Annotated in this window: 8 protein-coding genes; 3 read left to right on the top strand and 5 right to left on the bottom strand. The window is 67.1% G+C overall.

All coding sequences use genetic code 11. The features are described from left to right. Positions 1 to 2: 2 nt before the first annotated feature. Positions 3 to 3,587, top strand: coding sequence for an ABC transporter permease/M1 family aminopeptidase (locus AB9O74_RS17340; RefSeq protein ID WP_369350050.1), 3,585 nt, complete (start codon positions 3 to 5; stop codon positions 3,585 to 3,587). A gap of 9 nt (positions 3,588 to 3,596) precedes the next feature. On the opposite strand, the gene AB9O74_RS17345 is transcribed toward AB9O74_RS17340, so the two are convergent. The 5 genes from AB9O74_RS17345 to AB9O74_RS17365 all read right to left on the bottom strand — a co-directional run bounded on the left by AB9O74_RS17345 (position 3,597) and on the right by AB9O74_RS17365 (position 10,055). Next, positions 3,597 to 3,989: an SseB family protein gene (locus tag AB9O74_RS17345; protein ID WP_121043258.1), complete on the bottom strand. Its 393-nt coding sequence runs from the start codon at positions 3,987 to 3,989 to the stop codon at positions 3,597 to 3,599. A 69-nt stretch (positions 3,990 to 4,058) separates the two neighbouring features. After that, on the bottom strand, positions 4,059 to 4,556 hold the full coding sequence (locus AB9O74_RS17350; protein WP_369350051.1) for a GNAT family N-acetyltransferase: 498 nt from the start codon (positions 4,554 to 4,556) through the stop codon (positions 4,059 to 4,061). A gap of 92 nt (positions 4,557 to 4,648) precedes the next feature. Next, a complete protein-coding gene (locus AB9O74_RS17355) occupies positions 4,649 to 6,370 on the bottom strand; it encodes an alpha-amylase family glycosyl hydrolase (protein ID WP_369350052.1) in 1,722 nt (573 codons plus the stop codon). Beyond that, positions 6,370 to 7,857, bottom strand: a complete 1,488-nt coding sequence (locus AB9O74_RS17360; RefSeq protein WP_369350053.1) for an MFS transporter — start codon at positions 7,855 to 7,857, stop codon at positions 6,370 to 6,372. The genes AB9O74_RS17355 and AB9O74_RS17360 overlap by 1 nt, the downstream gene beginning before the upstream one ends. Next, positions 7,854 to 10,055, bottom strand: a complete 2,202-nt coding sequence (locus AB9O74_RS17365; protein ID WP_369350054.1) for a Six-hairpin glycosidase-like protein — start codon at positions 10,053 to 10,055, stop codon at positions 7,854 to 7,856. The genes AB9O74_RS17360 and AB9O74_RS17365 overlap by 4 nt, the downstream gene beginning before the upstream one ends. Before the next feature lie 233 nt (positions 10,056 to 10,288). On the opposite strand from AB9O74_RS17365, the gene AB9O74_RS17370 reads away from it, so the two are divergent. Next, positions 10,289 to 12,355 carry a glycoside hydrolase family 97 protein gene (locus tag AB9O74_RS17370; protein ID WP_369350055.1) on the top strand — a complete coding sequence of 689 codons (2,067 nt, stop codon included), beginning with the start codon at positions 10,289 to 10,291 and terminating at the stop codon, positions 12,353 to 12,355. Between the two features lie 314 nt (positions 12,356 to 12,669). After that, positions 12,670 to 15,429 carry a TonB-dependent receptor gene (locus AB9O74_RS17375; protein WP_369350056.1) on the top strand — a complete coding sequence of 920 codons (2,760 nt, stop codon included), beginning with the start codon at positions 12,670 to 12,672 and terminating at the stop codon, positions 15,427 to 15,429. Positions 15,430 to 15,579: the final 150 nt, after the last annotated feature.

Consider the following 15,579-nt stretch of genomic DNA (forward strand, 5'->3'; position numbering starts at 1 on the left):
CCATGATCGCTGCCTTTTTCCGCTTCGAGCTGCGCGAGCAGCTCCGTTCCCCCCTGCTGTGGCTGCTGGCGGGCCTGTTCGCGCTGATGGCCTTCGGTGCCGCGTCGTCCGACGCGATACAGATCGGCGGTGGCTCCGGCAACGTGCACAGCAATGCGCCGACCGTGATCGCCTCGATGCTGGGCGTCTTCACCCTGCTCGGCATGCTGGTATCCACGCTGTTCGTCAGCAATGCGCTGCTGCGCGACGTCGATCTCGGCACGGCCGAGCTGATCTTCGCCAGCCCGATCAAGCGCCGCGACTATCTGGCCGGCCGCATCGGCGCGGCCCTGGTCAGCGGACTGCTGGTGTACGTGATCATCGCGCTCGGCCTCGCGCTCGGACCGCTCATGCCCTGGGTCGATCCGGCACGCATGGGGCCGGGCTCGCTGTACAGCTACGTCTGGGCATTCGGGGTGATCGTGATCCCGAACCTGATCTTCACCACGGCCCTGCTGGCGTTGCTGGCGGCGACCACGCGATCGATCCTGTGGGTCTACATCGGCGTGATCGGCTACTTCGTGCTGTACGGGGTCAGCGCGGCCCTGCTCAGCGACATTGACAACACCTGGATTGCCGTACTCAGCGAACCGCTCGGCCTGCGCGCGCTGTCGCGGACCATCCGCTACTGGTCGGTGGCCGAGCGCAACAGCGGGTTGCCTGCCCTGGCCGGGCAGCTGCTGGCCAACCGTGCGCTGTGGCTGGGCGTAGCCGCGCTCCTGTACGCCGCGACGTTTGCCCTGTTCCGCACCGAGCGCAGCGGCAGCGGCGGTCGTCGCTGGGGCCGCAAAGCCACTGCCGCGGCGGCCGCGCCGTCGTTGCGTCCGGCCCAGGTCGTGGTGCCCCGCGTGGTGCCGGGCCGTGGCGCCGCTACCGCCTGGGCGCAGTTCCTGCACCAGGTGCGCTTCGACACCCGCGGTGTGCTGCGCAGCGTGCCCTTCCTGGTGCTGCTGGTGCTGGGGCTGTGCAACTTCCTGCCCGGTGCGCTGTTCCGCCAGACCCTGTATGGCACGCCGATCTGGCCGGTCACCTCGGAGATGCTGACCGCCCTGCAGGGCGCCTTCAGCTGGCTGCTGATCATCATCGTGCTGTTCTTCGCCGGCGAGCTGGTCTGGAAAGAACGCGCGGCGCGGATCAATGAAGTCACCGATGCGATGCCCGTCCCCAACTGGGTGCCGCTGCTGGCCAAGTTCGCCACGCTGGTGGCGGTGATCGCCTGCTTCCAGGCGATCGGCGCACTCGCCGCGATCGGGGTGCAGCTGGCCAAGGGCTATACGCAGATCGAGCCGCTGGTGTACCTCAAGACGCTGGCGCTGGACTCGGTGGTCTACCTGTTGATGGGCGGTCTGGCGCTGGTCCTGCAGGTACTGACCAACAACAAGTTCGTCGGCTACGCGCTGCTGATCGTGGTGATGATCGGCCAGGCCGTGCTGGGCATGCTCGATTACACCCAGAACCTCTACAACTTCGGCAGCTGGCCGATCGCCCCGTACTCGGACATGAACGGCTACGGCCACTTCCTCCCGGGGCAGCTGGCCTTCCAGGGCTACTGGGCGCTGTTCCTGCTGGCGCTGCTGTGCGTCGCCTCGGCGTTCTGGGTGCGTGGCGTCGGCACCAGCCTGCGCCAGCGCCTGGTGCTGGCCGGCCGTCGCCTGCGGGGCCCGGCCGGGCTCGGCGCCGCCGTGGCGATGCTGGGCTTCATCGCATTGGGTGGCTGGCTGTACTGGAGCACCAACATCCGCAATGCCTTCCTCTCGCCGGACCAGCAGCTGGACCTGCAGGCCCGTTACGAGCGCGAACTGTCGCGTTACCGCGACCTGCCACAGCCGCGCATCGTCGCCGTGGACAACCGGATCGACCTGCATCCGGAAACCCAGTCGGTGGTGATCGATGCGTACTGGACCGTGCGCAACACCCACACCGCGCCCATCGCCCAGCTCCACGTGGCGATGAACGACGACCAGCAGCTGACCGCGGTCGACCTTGGCGGCCAGACCCTGGCCATGCATGACGCCGACCTGGGCTACCGCATCTACCAGCTGGCCACCCCGCTGCAGCCAGGCGAGGAGCGCCGCATCCACTTCCGCGTGAACCAGCACCCGACCGGCATCACCGCCGATCAGGCACCGACCAACCTGGTGGAGAACGGCAGCTTCTTCAACAGCAGCCTTCTGCCCTCCTTCGGCTACGACCAGGGCGTGCAGATCACCGACCGCAATGAACGCCGCAAGCGCGGCCTGGGCGAGCCGAGCCGCATGCCCAAGCTGGAAGACCAGGCCGCCCGCGCGAACAACTACGTGACCGACGATGCCGACTGGCTGGCGTTCCGCAGCACGATCTGCACCGCACCGGACCAGATCGCGCTGGCGCCCGGCTACCTGCAGCACGAAGCCACCGTCAACGGCCGGCGCTGTTTCAGCTATGCCATGGACCGGCCGATGCTCAACTTCTATGCGTACCTCTCGGCCCGCTGGGACGTGAAGCGCGCGGCATACAAGGGCATCCCGATCGAGGTGTACTACGATGCGCGCCATGGCTACAACGTGGACCGCATGATCGAAGCGGTGCAGAAGTCGCTGGCCTGCTACGAAGCCAACTTCACGCCCTACCAGCACCGCCAGGTACGCATCATCGAGTTCCCGGGCTACGCGCGGTTCGCCCAGTCCTTCGCCAACACCATTCCCTACTCCGAAGGGATCGGCTTCATCGCCGACCTGCGCGACCGCGACAAGGTGGACTACGTGTTCTACGTGACCGCCCACGAGGTGGCGCACCAGTGGTGGGCACACCAGGTGATCGGCGCCAACGTGCAGGGCGCGACGATGCTCTCCGAATCGTTGTCGCAGTACTCGGCACTGATGGTGATGGAGAAGGAATACGGGCGGCAGCAGATGCGCCAGTTCCTCAAGACTGAACTGGATGGCTACCTGTCCGGACGCGGTAGCGAAGGCATCGAAGAGCTGCCGCTGGCGCGGGTGGAGAACCAGCAGTACATCCACTACGAGAAGGGCGCACTGGCGTTCTACCGCCTGCGCGAGGAGATCGGCGAGGCCGCACTCAACCGTGCGCTCAAACGCTTCCTGCAGGACAAGGGTTTCCAGCAGCCGCCCTACACCACCTCCACCGAACTGCTGGGTTACATCCGCGCCGAGACGCCGGCCGACCGCCAGCAGCTGGTGACCGACCTGTTCGAGACGATCAGCTTCTACGACAACCGGGTGCTGGCCGCGACCGCGCACAAGCGGGCCGATGGCAAGTACGACGTCACCCTGACGCTGCACGCCGAGAAGCGCTACGCCGATGGCGATGGCAAGGAGACCGCCGGCAGGATGGACGACTGGATCGAGATCGGCGTGTTCGCCAACGGCCCCTCGGGCAAGGAGCGCGACCAGAAGGTGCTGTACCTGCAGCGCCACCACGTCACCGCGGCCAACCCGTCGATCACCGTGACGGTGGAGGGAAAGCCGGACGAGGCGGGCTTCGATCCGTACAACAAGCTGATCGACCGGGTCTCCTCGGACAACCGGCGCAAGGTGACGCTGCAGTAGGAGGCGGCGTCAGCGCGGGCCGTCGGCGAAGTCCTTGAGGATTTCGCCGACGCCCGACGGCGAGATCTCAAAGCCCAGCGAGGTACCCGGATTGATCACCACGCCGTAGCCGCCGGGCACGCGCTTGAGCACCTCCAGCATCAGCATGCGGATCGTGTGCGGGGCCTGCTGGCTGTGGAAACCGACGCGGCTCATATCGGTGAACACCGAAACGTGCAGAACACCCTGCTTGTCGAACAGCAGCGGATCGAAACCGCTGCCGTCCGGGGTCACCAGGCTGCCGGTGAGCAGCACCACCTCGGAGGCGACGAAGGCCTTCATGAACAGGCCAATCGGCAACTGACCGTCCATCGCGGTCTTGAGCAGCGTTTCGATCGGGGTCTGGGGGGCGGCGTCGTTCATGGAATGCAGGCATACGGGGGATCCCTCATTGTACCCGCGGGGTGACTGGGAGCCGGCCAGCGGCCGGCACTACCCGCGCGCGGGGGCGCCGATCAGGAACAGGTGGAAGGTGGCGTCCTCGTCGTCGAGGGCGACGAACGGCACCGCGAGCCGCGGCAGCGTCCGCAGCCAGTAGGCATGCGCGATCACGTCACCGCGGAACACCGCGAGCAGCCATTGCCCGTCGCCGGGGCGGACCAGTTCCTTGACCACATGCGCGGCCAGGCCTTGCCGCCGGTACTTGGGCAGCACGAAGAGGTCGGCCAGCTCGGGATAGTGGCGCCCTTCCCGCTCCACCTGATCCACCAGCACGAACCCGGCCAGCGCGTCGTCGACGAACAGCAACCGTGCCCACTGCGGGTCATCGCGCAGGGACGACTCGACATCGCTGCGGTCACAATCGAAGAGGCCGTCCGGACGCACCGCTTCTCCACTCCAGGCCGAGGCCTCGAAGTAGTAGAACTGCATCAGGTGGAACAGGCGCTCGGCATCATCGGGCGTTGCGTGGTGCAGGGACAGGCGTGACATGGACAGCGGACCCGGAAGGACCGCACTGCGCGGTCGCGGACCCGATTGTAGTGCCCGGGCCACCGCAGTGCGGCGGGCCGGGCACGCTCCGGCTACTTCGCCAGGCGCCTGGTGCGTGCACGCTGATCGTCGACCGCCGCCTTCAACTGCTGCTGCAGCGCCGTCTGCTCGACCTGCGCATCCAGCACGAACACGCGCACGCCGTGTGCGGGCACCTCGGCGGTCAGCGATCCCGTCACCGTCTGGCTGGCACCGCCCAGCGCGTCGCGCCAGGTACCGGCCTGCAGGTAGCGGCGGACCTCGATGGAGCGCGCCGTATCACCCTTGTTGAGCAGCACCAGTGCGGTCTGCGCGGTATCGTCCTGCTGCAGCACGCGGAAGAACACCGCTTCATCGCCCTGCAGGCGCTCGTTGACCTGCAGGCCGCGCTGCAGGGCCGGCGTGGCCTCACGCAGTCTGGCGATGCGCTGCAGCGGCGCGAAGATCGGGCTCTTCGGCGCGTCGTTGACGCGCTCCTGCCCGAAGTAGGCGCGGTTGCCGGCGTGCTCGGCGCGGCTACGCATGAAGCCGGTTTCCGAGCCGTAGTAGATCACCGGGATGCCGCGCGCCGTGAACAGCCAGTTGTGGGCATCGATGAACCCGGCATCGCTGGCATCCAGCCGCGCCATGTCGTGGTTGTCGTAGAAGCTCATCAGCTCGTACGGATTGGCATACGGCCCGTCGAGCAGGTGCAGCGGCTCGGCGAGGGTCTCGAAGCCCTTCTGCTCTTTGCCGAACACCGACGACAATGCGCCGCGCAACGGGAAATCCAGCACGCTGACGTTCGCGTTGGCCGGCCAGGTGTGCTCGGCAATCTTGCCCGCGTCGTAGTCGAATGCCTCGCCGAACATGAACATGCCGGGATGCTCGGCGCGGATGCGATTGACGAAGGCATGCCACCACGGATGCGGCAGCCAGCCGATGGTGTCGATGCGCAACGCATCCACCCCCTGCGCGGTCCACTGCAGGTAGGCGCCCACCAGGTAATCCATCACCGCCGGGTTGTGCTCGTTGAAGTCGGACAGCTCGGCGAGGTTGCCTTCGAAGATCGAGCCGTTCTTGCCGTCGACCGGGCCGATGCTGTTGTAGAAGGCATGCAGGGGGTTATGCGCCGGATCCAGCTGCTGCGGCGGCAGGTTCTGGTGATCGGCGATCAACCGGCCGTCCTTGTCGAAGATCTGGCCGAACTGCGGCTGCGCCACCGGCATCGTCCACGCGGGCGAACCATGGTTGCCGACGATATCCAGCACCACCTTCAGGTCGGCGGCGTGCAGGCCACGGGTGAAGGCGGCGAAGTCCAGGCCGTTGCTCGGCAGATGCTCGTCGAGCGTGTAAAAGTTGACGCCCCAGTAACCGTGGTAGCCGGTCTTGCCCCGGTCGGTCAGCGTGCTGGTGCAGCTGATCGGCTTGCTGCCGGTGAAGGCCTGGTCCGGGTTGTCGATGATCGGGGTGATCCACACCGCACCGAAGCCGAGGTTGCGGATGTACGCGGCGTTGTCGAGCACGCCCTTGAAGTCACCGCCCAGGTAGCCGATGTTGCCGTCCACCTTGTCCGGGCACGGCACCGGGATATCGAACGTGGGATGCGCGCCGCCCTGGTCGCGGTGGTCGTTGGACGGATCGCCATTGACGAAGCGGTCGGTCACCACGAAGTAGACCGCCTGGCTGGCGAAGGGCTCGCGCGTGCCGACATAGTCCGGGCGCTCGACGGCCAGGGCGGGGCTGGCCGACAGCGCGAACGACAGGGCCAGCGACAACGACGAATACCGGGACATCAGACACTCTCCTGTTGGGATGGCACGAACAGCACGCACAGGCCGGCCAGCAGCAGGCTGCCGCCCCCGAGTGCGAGCACGTGCATCGGATCGCCACCCAGCCACGCGCGCAGCAGGAAGCCGAGCGCACTGGCCGCGACCAGCTGCGGGATCACGATGAAGAAATTGAACAGGCCCATGTAGATGCCCATCTTCGCCGCCGGCACGCTGTCGGACAGCAGCGCATACGGCAGCGACAGGATGGAGGCCCAGGCAAAGCCGACGCCGACCATCGACAGCAGCAGCCAATGCGGGTCGCGGATGAACAGCATCGAGATCAGGCCCAGTCCACCCAGCCACAGGTTGACGAGGTGGCTCCAGCGCAGGCCCAGTGCGCGCACCATGAGCGGGATCAGCAACGCCGCCAGCGCAGCGAACCCGTTGTAGGCACCGAACAGCACGCCGACCCAGTTGGCGCCTTCGTTGTAGGCGGCCGAGGCGGTATCGGTCGAGCCGAAGTGGGTGCCGGCGACGGCGGCCGTGGTGTAGATCCACATCGCGAACAGCGCGAACCAGGAGAAGAACTGCACCCAGGCCAGGCGGCGCATGGTGCGTGGCATCGCACGCAGGTCGTCGACGATGGTCGCCAGCATGTGCGGCCCCGGCACGCAGCGCGCGATGCCCAGCAGCACGCCATAGGCGATGCACAGGCCGGCCAACACGTACAGCATGCGGTCGCCCTGGTACCACGTGATCGCCGCTGCCAGCGCGATACCGGCCGCCACCCAGCCGCCGATCTGCGCCCACGGAGGTGGCCCGGCCACGCGCGCACTCTGGTGCACGGCGGCCGGCTCGGCGTCATCGAAGCGGGCCAGCTCGTCCGGCGAGTATTCCCGGGTGCTGACCACCGTCCAGGTGATCGCCGCGAGCAGCACCGCCGCGCCGAAGTAGAACGCGTAGCGCACGGTATCGGGAACCTGCCCCGCGGCCGCCGTGTTGGCGACGCCGAAGTGGGCCAGGATGAACGGCAGGAAGCTGGCGACGATCGCACCGATGCCGATGAAGAAGCTCTGCATGGCGAAGCCGGTCGGCCGCTGGCGCGGAGCGAGCTGATCGCCGACAAACGCGCGGAACGGCTCCATCGATACATTGATCGAGGCATCCAGCACCCACAGCGTGCCGGCGGCGATCCACAGCGTCGGCGAATTCGGCATCACCAGCAGGGCGAGCGTGGTCAGCACCGCACCGATCATGAAGAACGGACGGCGGCGGCCCCAGCGCGTCCAGGTGCGATCGGACAGGTAGCCGATCACCGGCTGCACCAGCAGGCCGGTCAGTGGTGCGGCGATCCACAGCCCGGGCACGGCATCCATCGGTGCGCCCAGCGTCTCGAAGATGCGGCTTGCATTGGCGTTCTGCAGCGCGAAGCCGAACTGGATGCCGAGGAAGCCGAAGCACATGTTCCAGATCTGCCAGAACGACAGGGTCGGTTTGGGCGTACGGCTCATTGGCGCGGCTCCAGCGACACAGCCACCGGCATCAGGGTCAGCGCAGACACGCGCGCCTCGTTGAGCACACCGTCCCTGCCGCCCTTGCCACCGTTGTACTGCGCGAAGTGGGTCAGCGCGCTCATGTTGAAGCCCTCCTCCAGCGCGATGCGGCAGCTACCCGCCGGTGCCTCGAACTCGACCGCCGTGGAGTCCTGCTCGCCCACGCTGTGCGGCATCACGACCGGACGGCGCTGGTCGGGTTGTCCCTCGCACTGCAGCACCAAGGTCTTTACCGCCGCGGTGACGCCGGTGTTGATCGGGCCGTTCGGATTGTCATAGCGCAGGCGCGCACGCCAGCGGCCGGCGCTCGGTGCGGTCCACTGCCAGTGCGTGGCACCGGCCAGCACCTGTTGCGGACCGACGCAGGTCATCGGGCTGTGCAGCGATTCCAGCGCGCCCTCACGGCGGGTCAGGCTCAGGCAGTGACTGGCACCGTCCCTTGCAAGCGTGGCGATACCCTGCGCGGGTGACAGCCGCTGGCCGTCGCGCCATAGCACATGATCGGCGGGCACTGGAATCTGCCAGCCCGCCGTGGTCTCGCGAGGCACGGGTGCGGCGGGGGTGGCCGGGGCGAAGACGGCTGCCGGGCGGACAATCGCCGGCGACGGCATCGCCACACGACCCGCCAACGGCACCAGCTGCACGGTGGTGGTGCTGCCGTCACGCTGGATGGCGCCCGCCACCAGCAGTTCGCCGGCGAGCTGCTTCGGCCGCACCAGCACGTAACGCTGCTTGCCATCGTCCAGGCGGATGCGGTCACGGTCGCCGAACAACGTCGGCACCAGTGACACCGGCAGCTTCGGCGCGATGCGGCCATCGTCTTCCACGCCGAACACACCTTCCAGCACCATCGAGAGGTAACCGGCCACCGACCACAGCTGACGCGGCGAATTGACCACCGGGCCGCTGAGCGCGCCTTCATCGACATGCACGGCCAGCGTGCGCATTTCGTAGTTCTCCATGTTGGAGCCGGCCAGCGCGGTGCCGCGCATCAGCGACTCGATCTCCATGGCGATGCGCGGGGCATCGTCCAGCCGCCGCGCCGCACGCAGCGAGTACGCACTGACGAAGGGCCAGATGCCGCGGTTGTGGTAGATGGGCTGCTGCGCTTCCTGCGGCCAGACGACCGGGCTGCCACCGGCCACGGCCGGGTAGTTCGCCAGCGCGCGCCGTGCGCGATCGGCCGGGAACACATCGGCCAGCACGCCCAGCGAAAGCGCGAGCAGGTCGTACTTGGCGTACGGCACAGGGTGTGCCGCCTCGCCGATGTAGCTCATGTACTGTCCCGAATCCTCGCGCCAGAAACGCGCGTCGATCTGGCGGGCCAGCGCATCCGCCCATTGGCCGTACGTGGCAGCGCGTGCATCGCCGTGCTGGCGGGCCAGCCGTTCGGCCAGGCGCAGCGCTTCGTAGTGCAGCACATTGGTGGACAGCGCGAAGGATTCGCCGATGAAGCGCACGTCCTCGCGTGTCCAGTCCGGATAGGTCTGTTCGCGCCAATCCAGGAACGAGGTTTCGCCGCGATACAGGCCGATCCGTGCATCGAACACCGCCTCGCGATCCTGCGCCAGGGTCGCCTGCAGCGCCTGCCAGACCTGGTCGGCGAACGCCGCGTCCTCCAGCAGCCCACGTGCGGCCAGGAACCAGACCACGCGGTCGCTGCTGATCGGCCAGCTGCCACCGGAGCCGGTGTCCTGCGCCACGAACAGGCCCGGGGTATGTCCATCGCGCGCCGTGGACAGCTTGAACTGCAGCGACTGCCGCGTCCGTACGGGGTCCAGCCGCGACAGCGCCAGATCCGCGGCGAAGCTGACATCGCGCGTCCACACATAGGGCCAGCGCTCGCCGGTCTGGAAACACGCGCAGGGAACCGGCTTGCCGTGATTGAAGGCCGGGTCGCGGATCGCATCCACGCGGTCGTCGGCCATCTCCTGCTGGGCCAGCCCGAACAGCGCATCGAACAGCACGCTGGCGGTCTCGCTGCGCATCGGCTGCGCACTGACGCGCACCTCGCCCTGCGGCACATGCAGACGATAGCCACCCGCGGCGGCGGCTTCGGCGCGCGCATGGCGACCATCAAACTCAAGGTCCGCCGCGCCCGCGGTGGACCCCATCGCTGCCCCGAGGGCAGCGGTCAGGCAGATCATCTTCAGCATCGAAGTGGCGAACCGGCTCGCGCCTGTTGCCTCCCTCCCCTTTGCTCGCGTTGTAGGTCCGCACCACCTCGCGGCGATGCGCTCGCGGCCCCCTCCCAGGGTGCCTTGGCCCCATGGTAGACGGCGCACCGCAGCCTGCATCGACCTGCATACGTATTCATCGGCACGGCGGTCGGCAGGCGTGAGGGCGTCGCTATAGTCCCGGTGTGTTTTCGGCCGCCTTGGGAGGGGAAATGCCGTCACTGTCGTATCCAACGGACGGGCATTGCGCACGTCGTCGCCTGTCCCTGCTGGGCTGGATCCTCTGCGCGTTCAGCGCCACCGCGGTTGCCGAGCCGGTCACCGTGGCCAGCGTCGAGTCACCCGGCAAGGTGCTGCGCGTATCGCTGCAACTGGACGGCGGCACCCCCAGCTACCGGGTCGAACGCTTCGGCGAGGCCGTGGTGGACACCTCCAGGCTGGGCTTCCAGCTGCGTGATGGCCGGCTGGACCGTGATCTTGCCATCGTCAGCCAGCAGTCGCGCAGCGTCGATGAGACCTGGGAGCAGCCGTGGGGCGAGCGCCGGCTGACCCGCAATCATTTCAACGAAGTGGTGGTGCAGCTGGCCGAGCGCAGCGGCGCCAAGCGTCGCATCGATGTGGTGTTCCGGGTCTATGACGACGGCCTGGGCTTCCGCTATCACTTCCCGCAACAGCCGGGCATGCGCGAGGCGATCATCGACGATGAGCTGACCGAGTTCGCGATCGCTCCGGCCTCCACCGCCTGGTGGATTCCGGCCGGTGAACCGATTCACTACGAGTATCTCTACCAGCGCACGCCGCTGGACCAGGTGCCGCTCGCACACACGCCGATGACGCTGCGCAGCCACGATGGCCTGCATGTTTCCATCCACGAAGCCGCGCTGGTGGACTACGCCGGCATGTGGCTGCGCCGCACCGAGGGCCAGCGCCTGCGCGCGCAGCTGTCGCCCTCGGCCGAGGGCTGGAAGGTGCGACGGAGCCTGCCGTTCGATACCCCGTGGCGCACGCTGCAGATCAGCGACACCGCCGGCGGACTGGTCGAATCCAGCCTGATCCTCAACCTCAACGAGCCCAACGTGCTCGGCGACGTCAGCTGGGTGAAGCCTTCCAAGTACCTGGGCGTGTGGTGGTCGATGCACCTGGACGAGGAGAGCTGGGCGACCGGCCCGCGACATGCCGCGACCACGGCGAAAACCAGGCGCGTGATCGACTACGCCGCCAGGCATGGATTCCGCGGCGTGCTGGTGGAAGGCTGGAATCCGGGCTGGGACGGCGACTGGGTGGGCAATGGCTATGCGTTCGACTTCACCCGGCCCACGCCCGATTTCGACATCGAAGCGCTGTCCGCCTACGGCGCGAAGAAGGGCGTGCACCTGATCGGCCACCACGAAACAGGGTGTGCGATCGAGCACTACGAAGATCAGCTTGGCGCGGCGCTGGACCTGTATGCGCAGCTGGGCGTCGATTCGTTCAAGAGCGGCTACGTCTGCGACGACGGCCAGGTTGACCGCCGCAACCCCGCCGGTGGGCCGTTGTGGCGCGAGTGGCATGACGGCCAGTTCATGGCCCGCCACCATCTCAAGGTCGTGCAGGAGGCGGCCAGACGGCACATCGCGGTGAACCCGCACGAGCCGATCAAGGACACCGGCCTGCGCCGCACCTACCCGAACTGGATCAGCCGCGAAGGCGCGCGTGGCATGGAGTACAACGCCTGGGGCCAGCCACCGAATCCGCCCGAGCACGAGGTCAATCTCGTCTTCACCCGGATGCTGTCCGGGCCGATGGACTACACCCCCGGCATCCTGAGCCTGAAGGGCCGTGGCGGCCAAGCGATTCCCAGCACGCTGGCCCGCCAGCTCGCCCTGTACGTGACGATCTACAGCCCGATCCAGATGGCGGCCGACCTGCCCGAGCATTACGAACAACACCGTGAGGCGTTCCGCTTCATCGAGGACGTCGCGGTGGACTGGGACGATACCCGCGTGCTCAATGGCGAGGTGGGCGACTACGTGACCATCGTGCGCAAGGACCGCCACAGCCGCGACTGGTTCCTGGGCAGCATCACCGACGAACATGGGCGCGTGTTGCCGGTGTCACTGGGCTTCCTGGAACCGGGCGTGCGTTACCGCGCGGAAATCTACCGCGATGGAGACGGCGCCGATTTCCGCAGCAACCCGTTCGCCTTCGTGCGCGAAGTGCGGGAGGTAACCAGCGCCGATGCGCTGGTGCTCACCCTGGCGCCGGGTGGCGGGCAGGCGATCCGCTTTACCCCGTTGTAAGTCGCTCAGCCAGCGCCGGGTAGCGCCCGACCGTTGGTCGGGCGACGCACCCGGCGCCGGCGTATCCGTGCGTGGATGCGGCGTGGCGACCAACGGTCGGCACCTACCGGGTGCGCGTGCGTCGGTGCGGCTGCGATAACGCACCTGTAATCGCTTCCAACGCTGCAAACGTCATTGAATACGTATGCAGGGTGATTCCCGCGGCGGGCGCGCTGCCTACCATAGCCACGCAGTCAACGGCCACCGCGCCATGACGCTCCCGGGTCCTCCGGGCAACCAAAAAATCGATTGGCAACATTGCCTGGGAGGGGAAAATGTTGAACCGCAAGCGCAGCGCGCTGAGTCTCGCGCTGGCCGTCGCCCTGACGCCGTTGATGGCGTCGGCTCAGACCGCCGAATCCAGTACCACCACCGCACCGACCGGCACCACGGCGACCAATCTGGACACCGTCCAGGTCACCGGCATCCGCCGCGGCATCGAGAACGCGATCGCGATCAAGCAGGACGCCACCTCGGTGGTCGAAGCGATCTCGGCCGAAGACATCGGCAAACTGCCCGACGTGAGCATCGCCGAATCGCTGGGCCGCCTGCCCGGCCTGGCCGCCCAGCGTGTCGCCGGCCGTGCCCAGGTGATCAGCGTGCGCGGCCTGTCCCCGGACTTCGCCACCACCCTGCTCAACGGGCGCGAAGTGGTCAGCACCGGTGACAACCGCAGCGTCGAGTTCGATCAGTACCCCTCGGAACTGGTCAACGGCGTGACCGTGTACAAGACCCCGGACGCGGCCCTGGTCGGCCAGGGCCTGTCCGGCACCATCGACATGCAGACCGTGCGTCCGCTGAGCTTCGCCGAGCGCGTGATCGCGATCAGCGGCCGCTACCAGAAGAGTTCGCTGGGCAAGGCCGCCAATGTCGACCCCTACGGCAATCGCTTCAGCGCCAGCTACATCGACCAGTTCCTCGACAACACGCTGGGCATCTCGATCGGCTACGCGCACAGCGACATGCCCATCCAGGAAAACCAGGTCGGCCTGTACGAACCGTGGACCACCGAGCAGACCGACCAGGGCAACCGCCCCGGCCTGGCCCCGGGCACCGTGTTCTCCGACGGCATCAAAGCCCTGCGCCGCACCGGCAACAACGAGCGCGACGGCGTGATGGCGACCGTGCAGTTCCGCCCGTCGAATGTGTGGACCAGCACGCTGGATGCGTTCCATACCGAAGCCGAGCAGATCGACACCGCCAACCAGTTCGAGGTCAACCTCAGCAACTACAACGGCGGCTACACCCCGGGCCTGCTGATCACCAACCCGCAGATCAATGCCGATGGCACCTTCGCCGGCGGCGTGGCGACCGGCGTGTATCCGCTGGTGCGCGGCATGTACAACAAGCGCAAGGACAAGATCGACGCGTTCGGCTGGAACAACGAGTTCAACTTCGAGCGGGTCAAGGTCGTCGCCGACGTGAACTACTCCAAGGCCACGCGCAACGAACTGAATCTGGAGAACAACCTGCAGCTCACCCCGATGCCGCAGCTGGATTCGGTCGGCGTGGTGGTCAAGCCGGATGGGTTCTCGCAGATCCGCCCGGGCCTGGACTACGCCAACCCGGACGCGCTGTTCCTGACCAACACCATCTACGGCTCCGGCTACGGCAAGGTGCCGATGGTCGAAGACCGCCTGAAGGGTGCCCGCCTGCAGGCCACCTTCGCGATGCCGGATTCGCTGCCGTGGTTCTCCGACGTGGACGTGGGCGTGAACTACGCCGACCGCCGCAAGGACAAGACCCAGGCCGAGGGCAACATCCTGTTGGGCGACCAGGGCGATGCCAATATCGCCAGCGACCTGCAGTACGCGCCGGTCAACCTCGGCTTCGCCGGCATCGGCTACATCCCCGCCTGGAACGTCCCGGCCGCGGTGGACCGCTACATGGTCTTCAATCCGGTCACCAACCTGGACTACCTGATTCCCAAGGCGTGGACGGTGCAGGAGAAGACCAGCACCGCCTGGATCCGCGCCAACATCAACACCGATCTCGGCGAGGTCGGCCTGCGCGGCAACATCGGCGTGCAGATGGTGCGCACCGACCAGAGCTCGCAGTCCAACTACTTCGATCGTTCGCGTCCCGATGGCCAGAACATCCTGCCGATCGATGACGGCAAGACCTACACCGATTGGCTGCCCAGCTTGAACCTGGCCTTCATGTTCCCGCACCAGCAGACGCTGCGCTTCGCCGTGGCCAAGCAGGTCGCACGCCCGCGCGTGGACCAGATGCGCGCCGGCCTGGAGTTCGGCGTGGACACCGCCACCGGCAAGCCGGGCGGCAGCGGCGGCAACCCGCTGCTGGATCCGTGGCGCGCCAACGCGATCGACCTGTCGTACGAGAAGTACTTCGGCGAGAAGGCCTACGTCGCCGCCGCGGTGTTCTTCAAGGACCTGAAGTCCTACGTCTACACGCAGTCGCGCGATGACTACGATTTCAGCGACCTGCTGGCCAGCTACGTGCCGCCGCCGGGCATGATCGTCCCGGTCCTGCCGACCGGCACCTTCTCGGCCCCGCAGAACGGCCAGGGTGGCAAGCTGAAGGGCCTGGAGCTGACCGCTTCGTTCCCGCTGGACATGCTGACCGAGAGCCTGCGTGGTTTCGGCGTGCAGGCGAGCGCGACCTTCAACGACAGCGACATCAAGATCCTGGACCCGGAGAGCGCGTCCAGCGTCGGCAGCGATCCGATCAGCCTGCCGGGCCTGTCCGAGCGCGTGTACAACTTCACGGCCTACTACGAGCGCAGTGGGTTCGAGGCACGCGTGAGCCAGCGTCGTCGTTCGGACTTCATCGGTGAGATCGGCAATTTCAACGGCAACCGGACGCTGCGTTATGTGGTCGGTGAGAACGTGACCGACGCGCAGGTCAGCTACACCTTCGCCGACAGCAGCAGCCTGCGTGGGCTGACGCTGTTGCTGCAGGGAAGCAACCTGACCAACGAGCCGTACCGCACGTACGCCGGCACGAAGGACCGCCCGCTGGAATACGTGGAATGGGGGCGTACCTACATGCTGGGCGTGAACTACAAGTTCTGATTGGCCCTGCATCAGCGACCTGGTGGAAACATCGAAAACCCAAGGAACCCGCTGCTTGTGCAGCGGGTTTTTTGTTGGTTTTTCTCTCGATGCAGAAGCTGTAGTGCTCGCCTTCCGTGGGCTGGTCGGGGGTGTGGGGGTTCGCGGGAC

Source organism: Stenotrophomonas sp. JAG2 (genome assembly GCF_041080745.1).
Classification (GTDB): Bacteria; Pseudomonadota; Gammaproteobacteria; order Xanthomonadales; family Xanthomonadaceae; genus Stenotrophomonas; species Stenotrophomonas maltophilia_AA.

What these genes read in the sequence shown, in the direction of transcription:
- AB9O74_RS17375 (WP_369350056.1), top strand. Translation starts at nt 12,670, where the DNA reads ATGTTGAACCGCAAGCGCAGCGCGCTGAGTCTCGCGCTGGCCGTCGCC.
- AB9O74_RS17370 (WP_369350055.1), top strand. Translation starts at nt 10,289, where the DNA reads ATGCCGTCACTGTCGTATCCAACGGACGGGCATTGCGCACGTCGTCGC.
- AB9O74_RS17355 (WP_369350052.1), bottom strand. Translation starts at nt 6,370, where the DNA reads ATGTCCCGGTATTCGTCGTTGTCGCTGGCCCTGTCGTTCGCGCTGTCG.
- AB9O74_RS17350 (WP_369350051.1), bottom strand. Translation starts at nt 4,556, where the DNA reads ATGTCACGCCTGTCCCTGCACCACGCAACGCCCGATGATGCCGAGCGC.
- AB9O74_RS17365 (WP_369350054.1), bottom strand. Translation starts at nt 10,055, where the DNA reads ATGCTGAAGATGATCTGCCTGACCGCTGCCCTCGGGGCAGCGATGGGG.
- AB9O74_RS17340 (WP_369350050.1), top strand. Translation starts at nt 3, where the DNA reads ATGATCGCTGCCTTTTTCCGCTTCGAGCTGCGCGAGCAGCTCCGTTCC.
- AB9O74_RS17345 (WP_121043258.1), bottom strand. Translation starts at nt 3,989, where the DNA reads ATGAACGACGCCGCCCCCCAGACCCCGATCGAAACGCTGCTCAAGACC.
- AB9O74_RS17360 (WP_369350053.1), bottom strand. Translation starts at nt 7,857, where the DNA reads ATGAGCCGTACGCCCAAACCGACCCTGTCGTTCTGGCAGATCTGGAAC.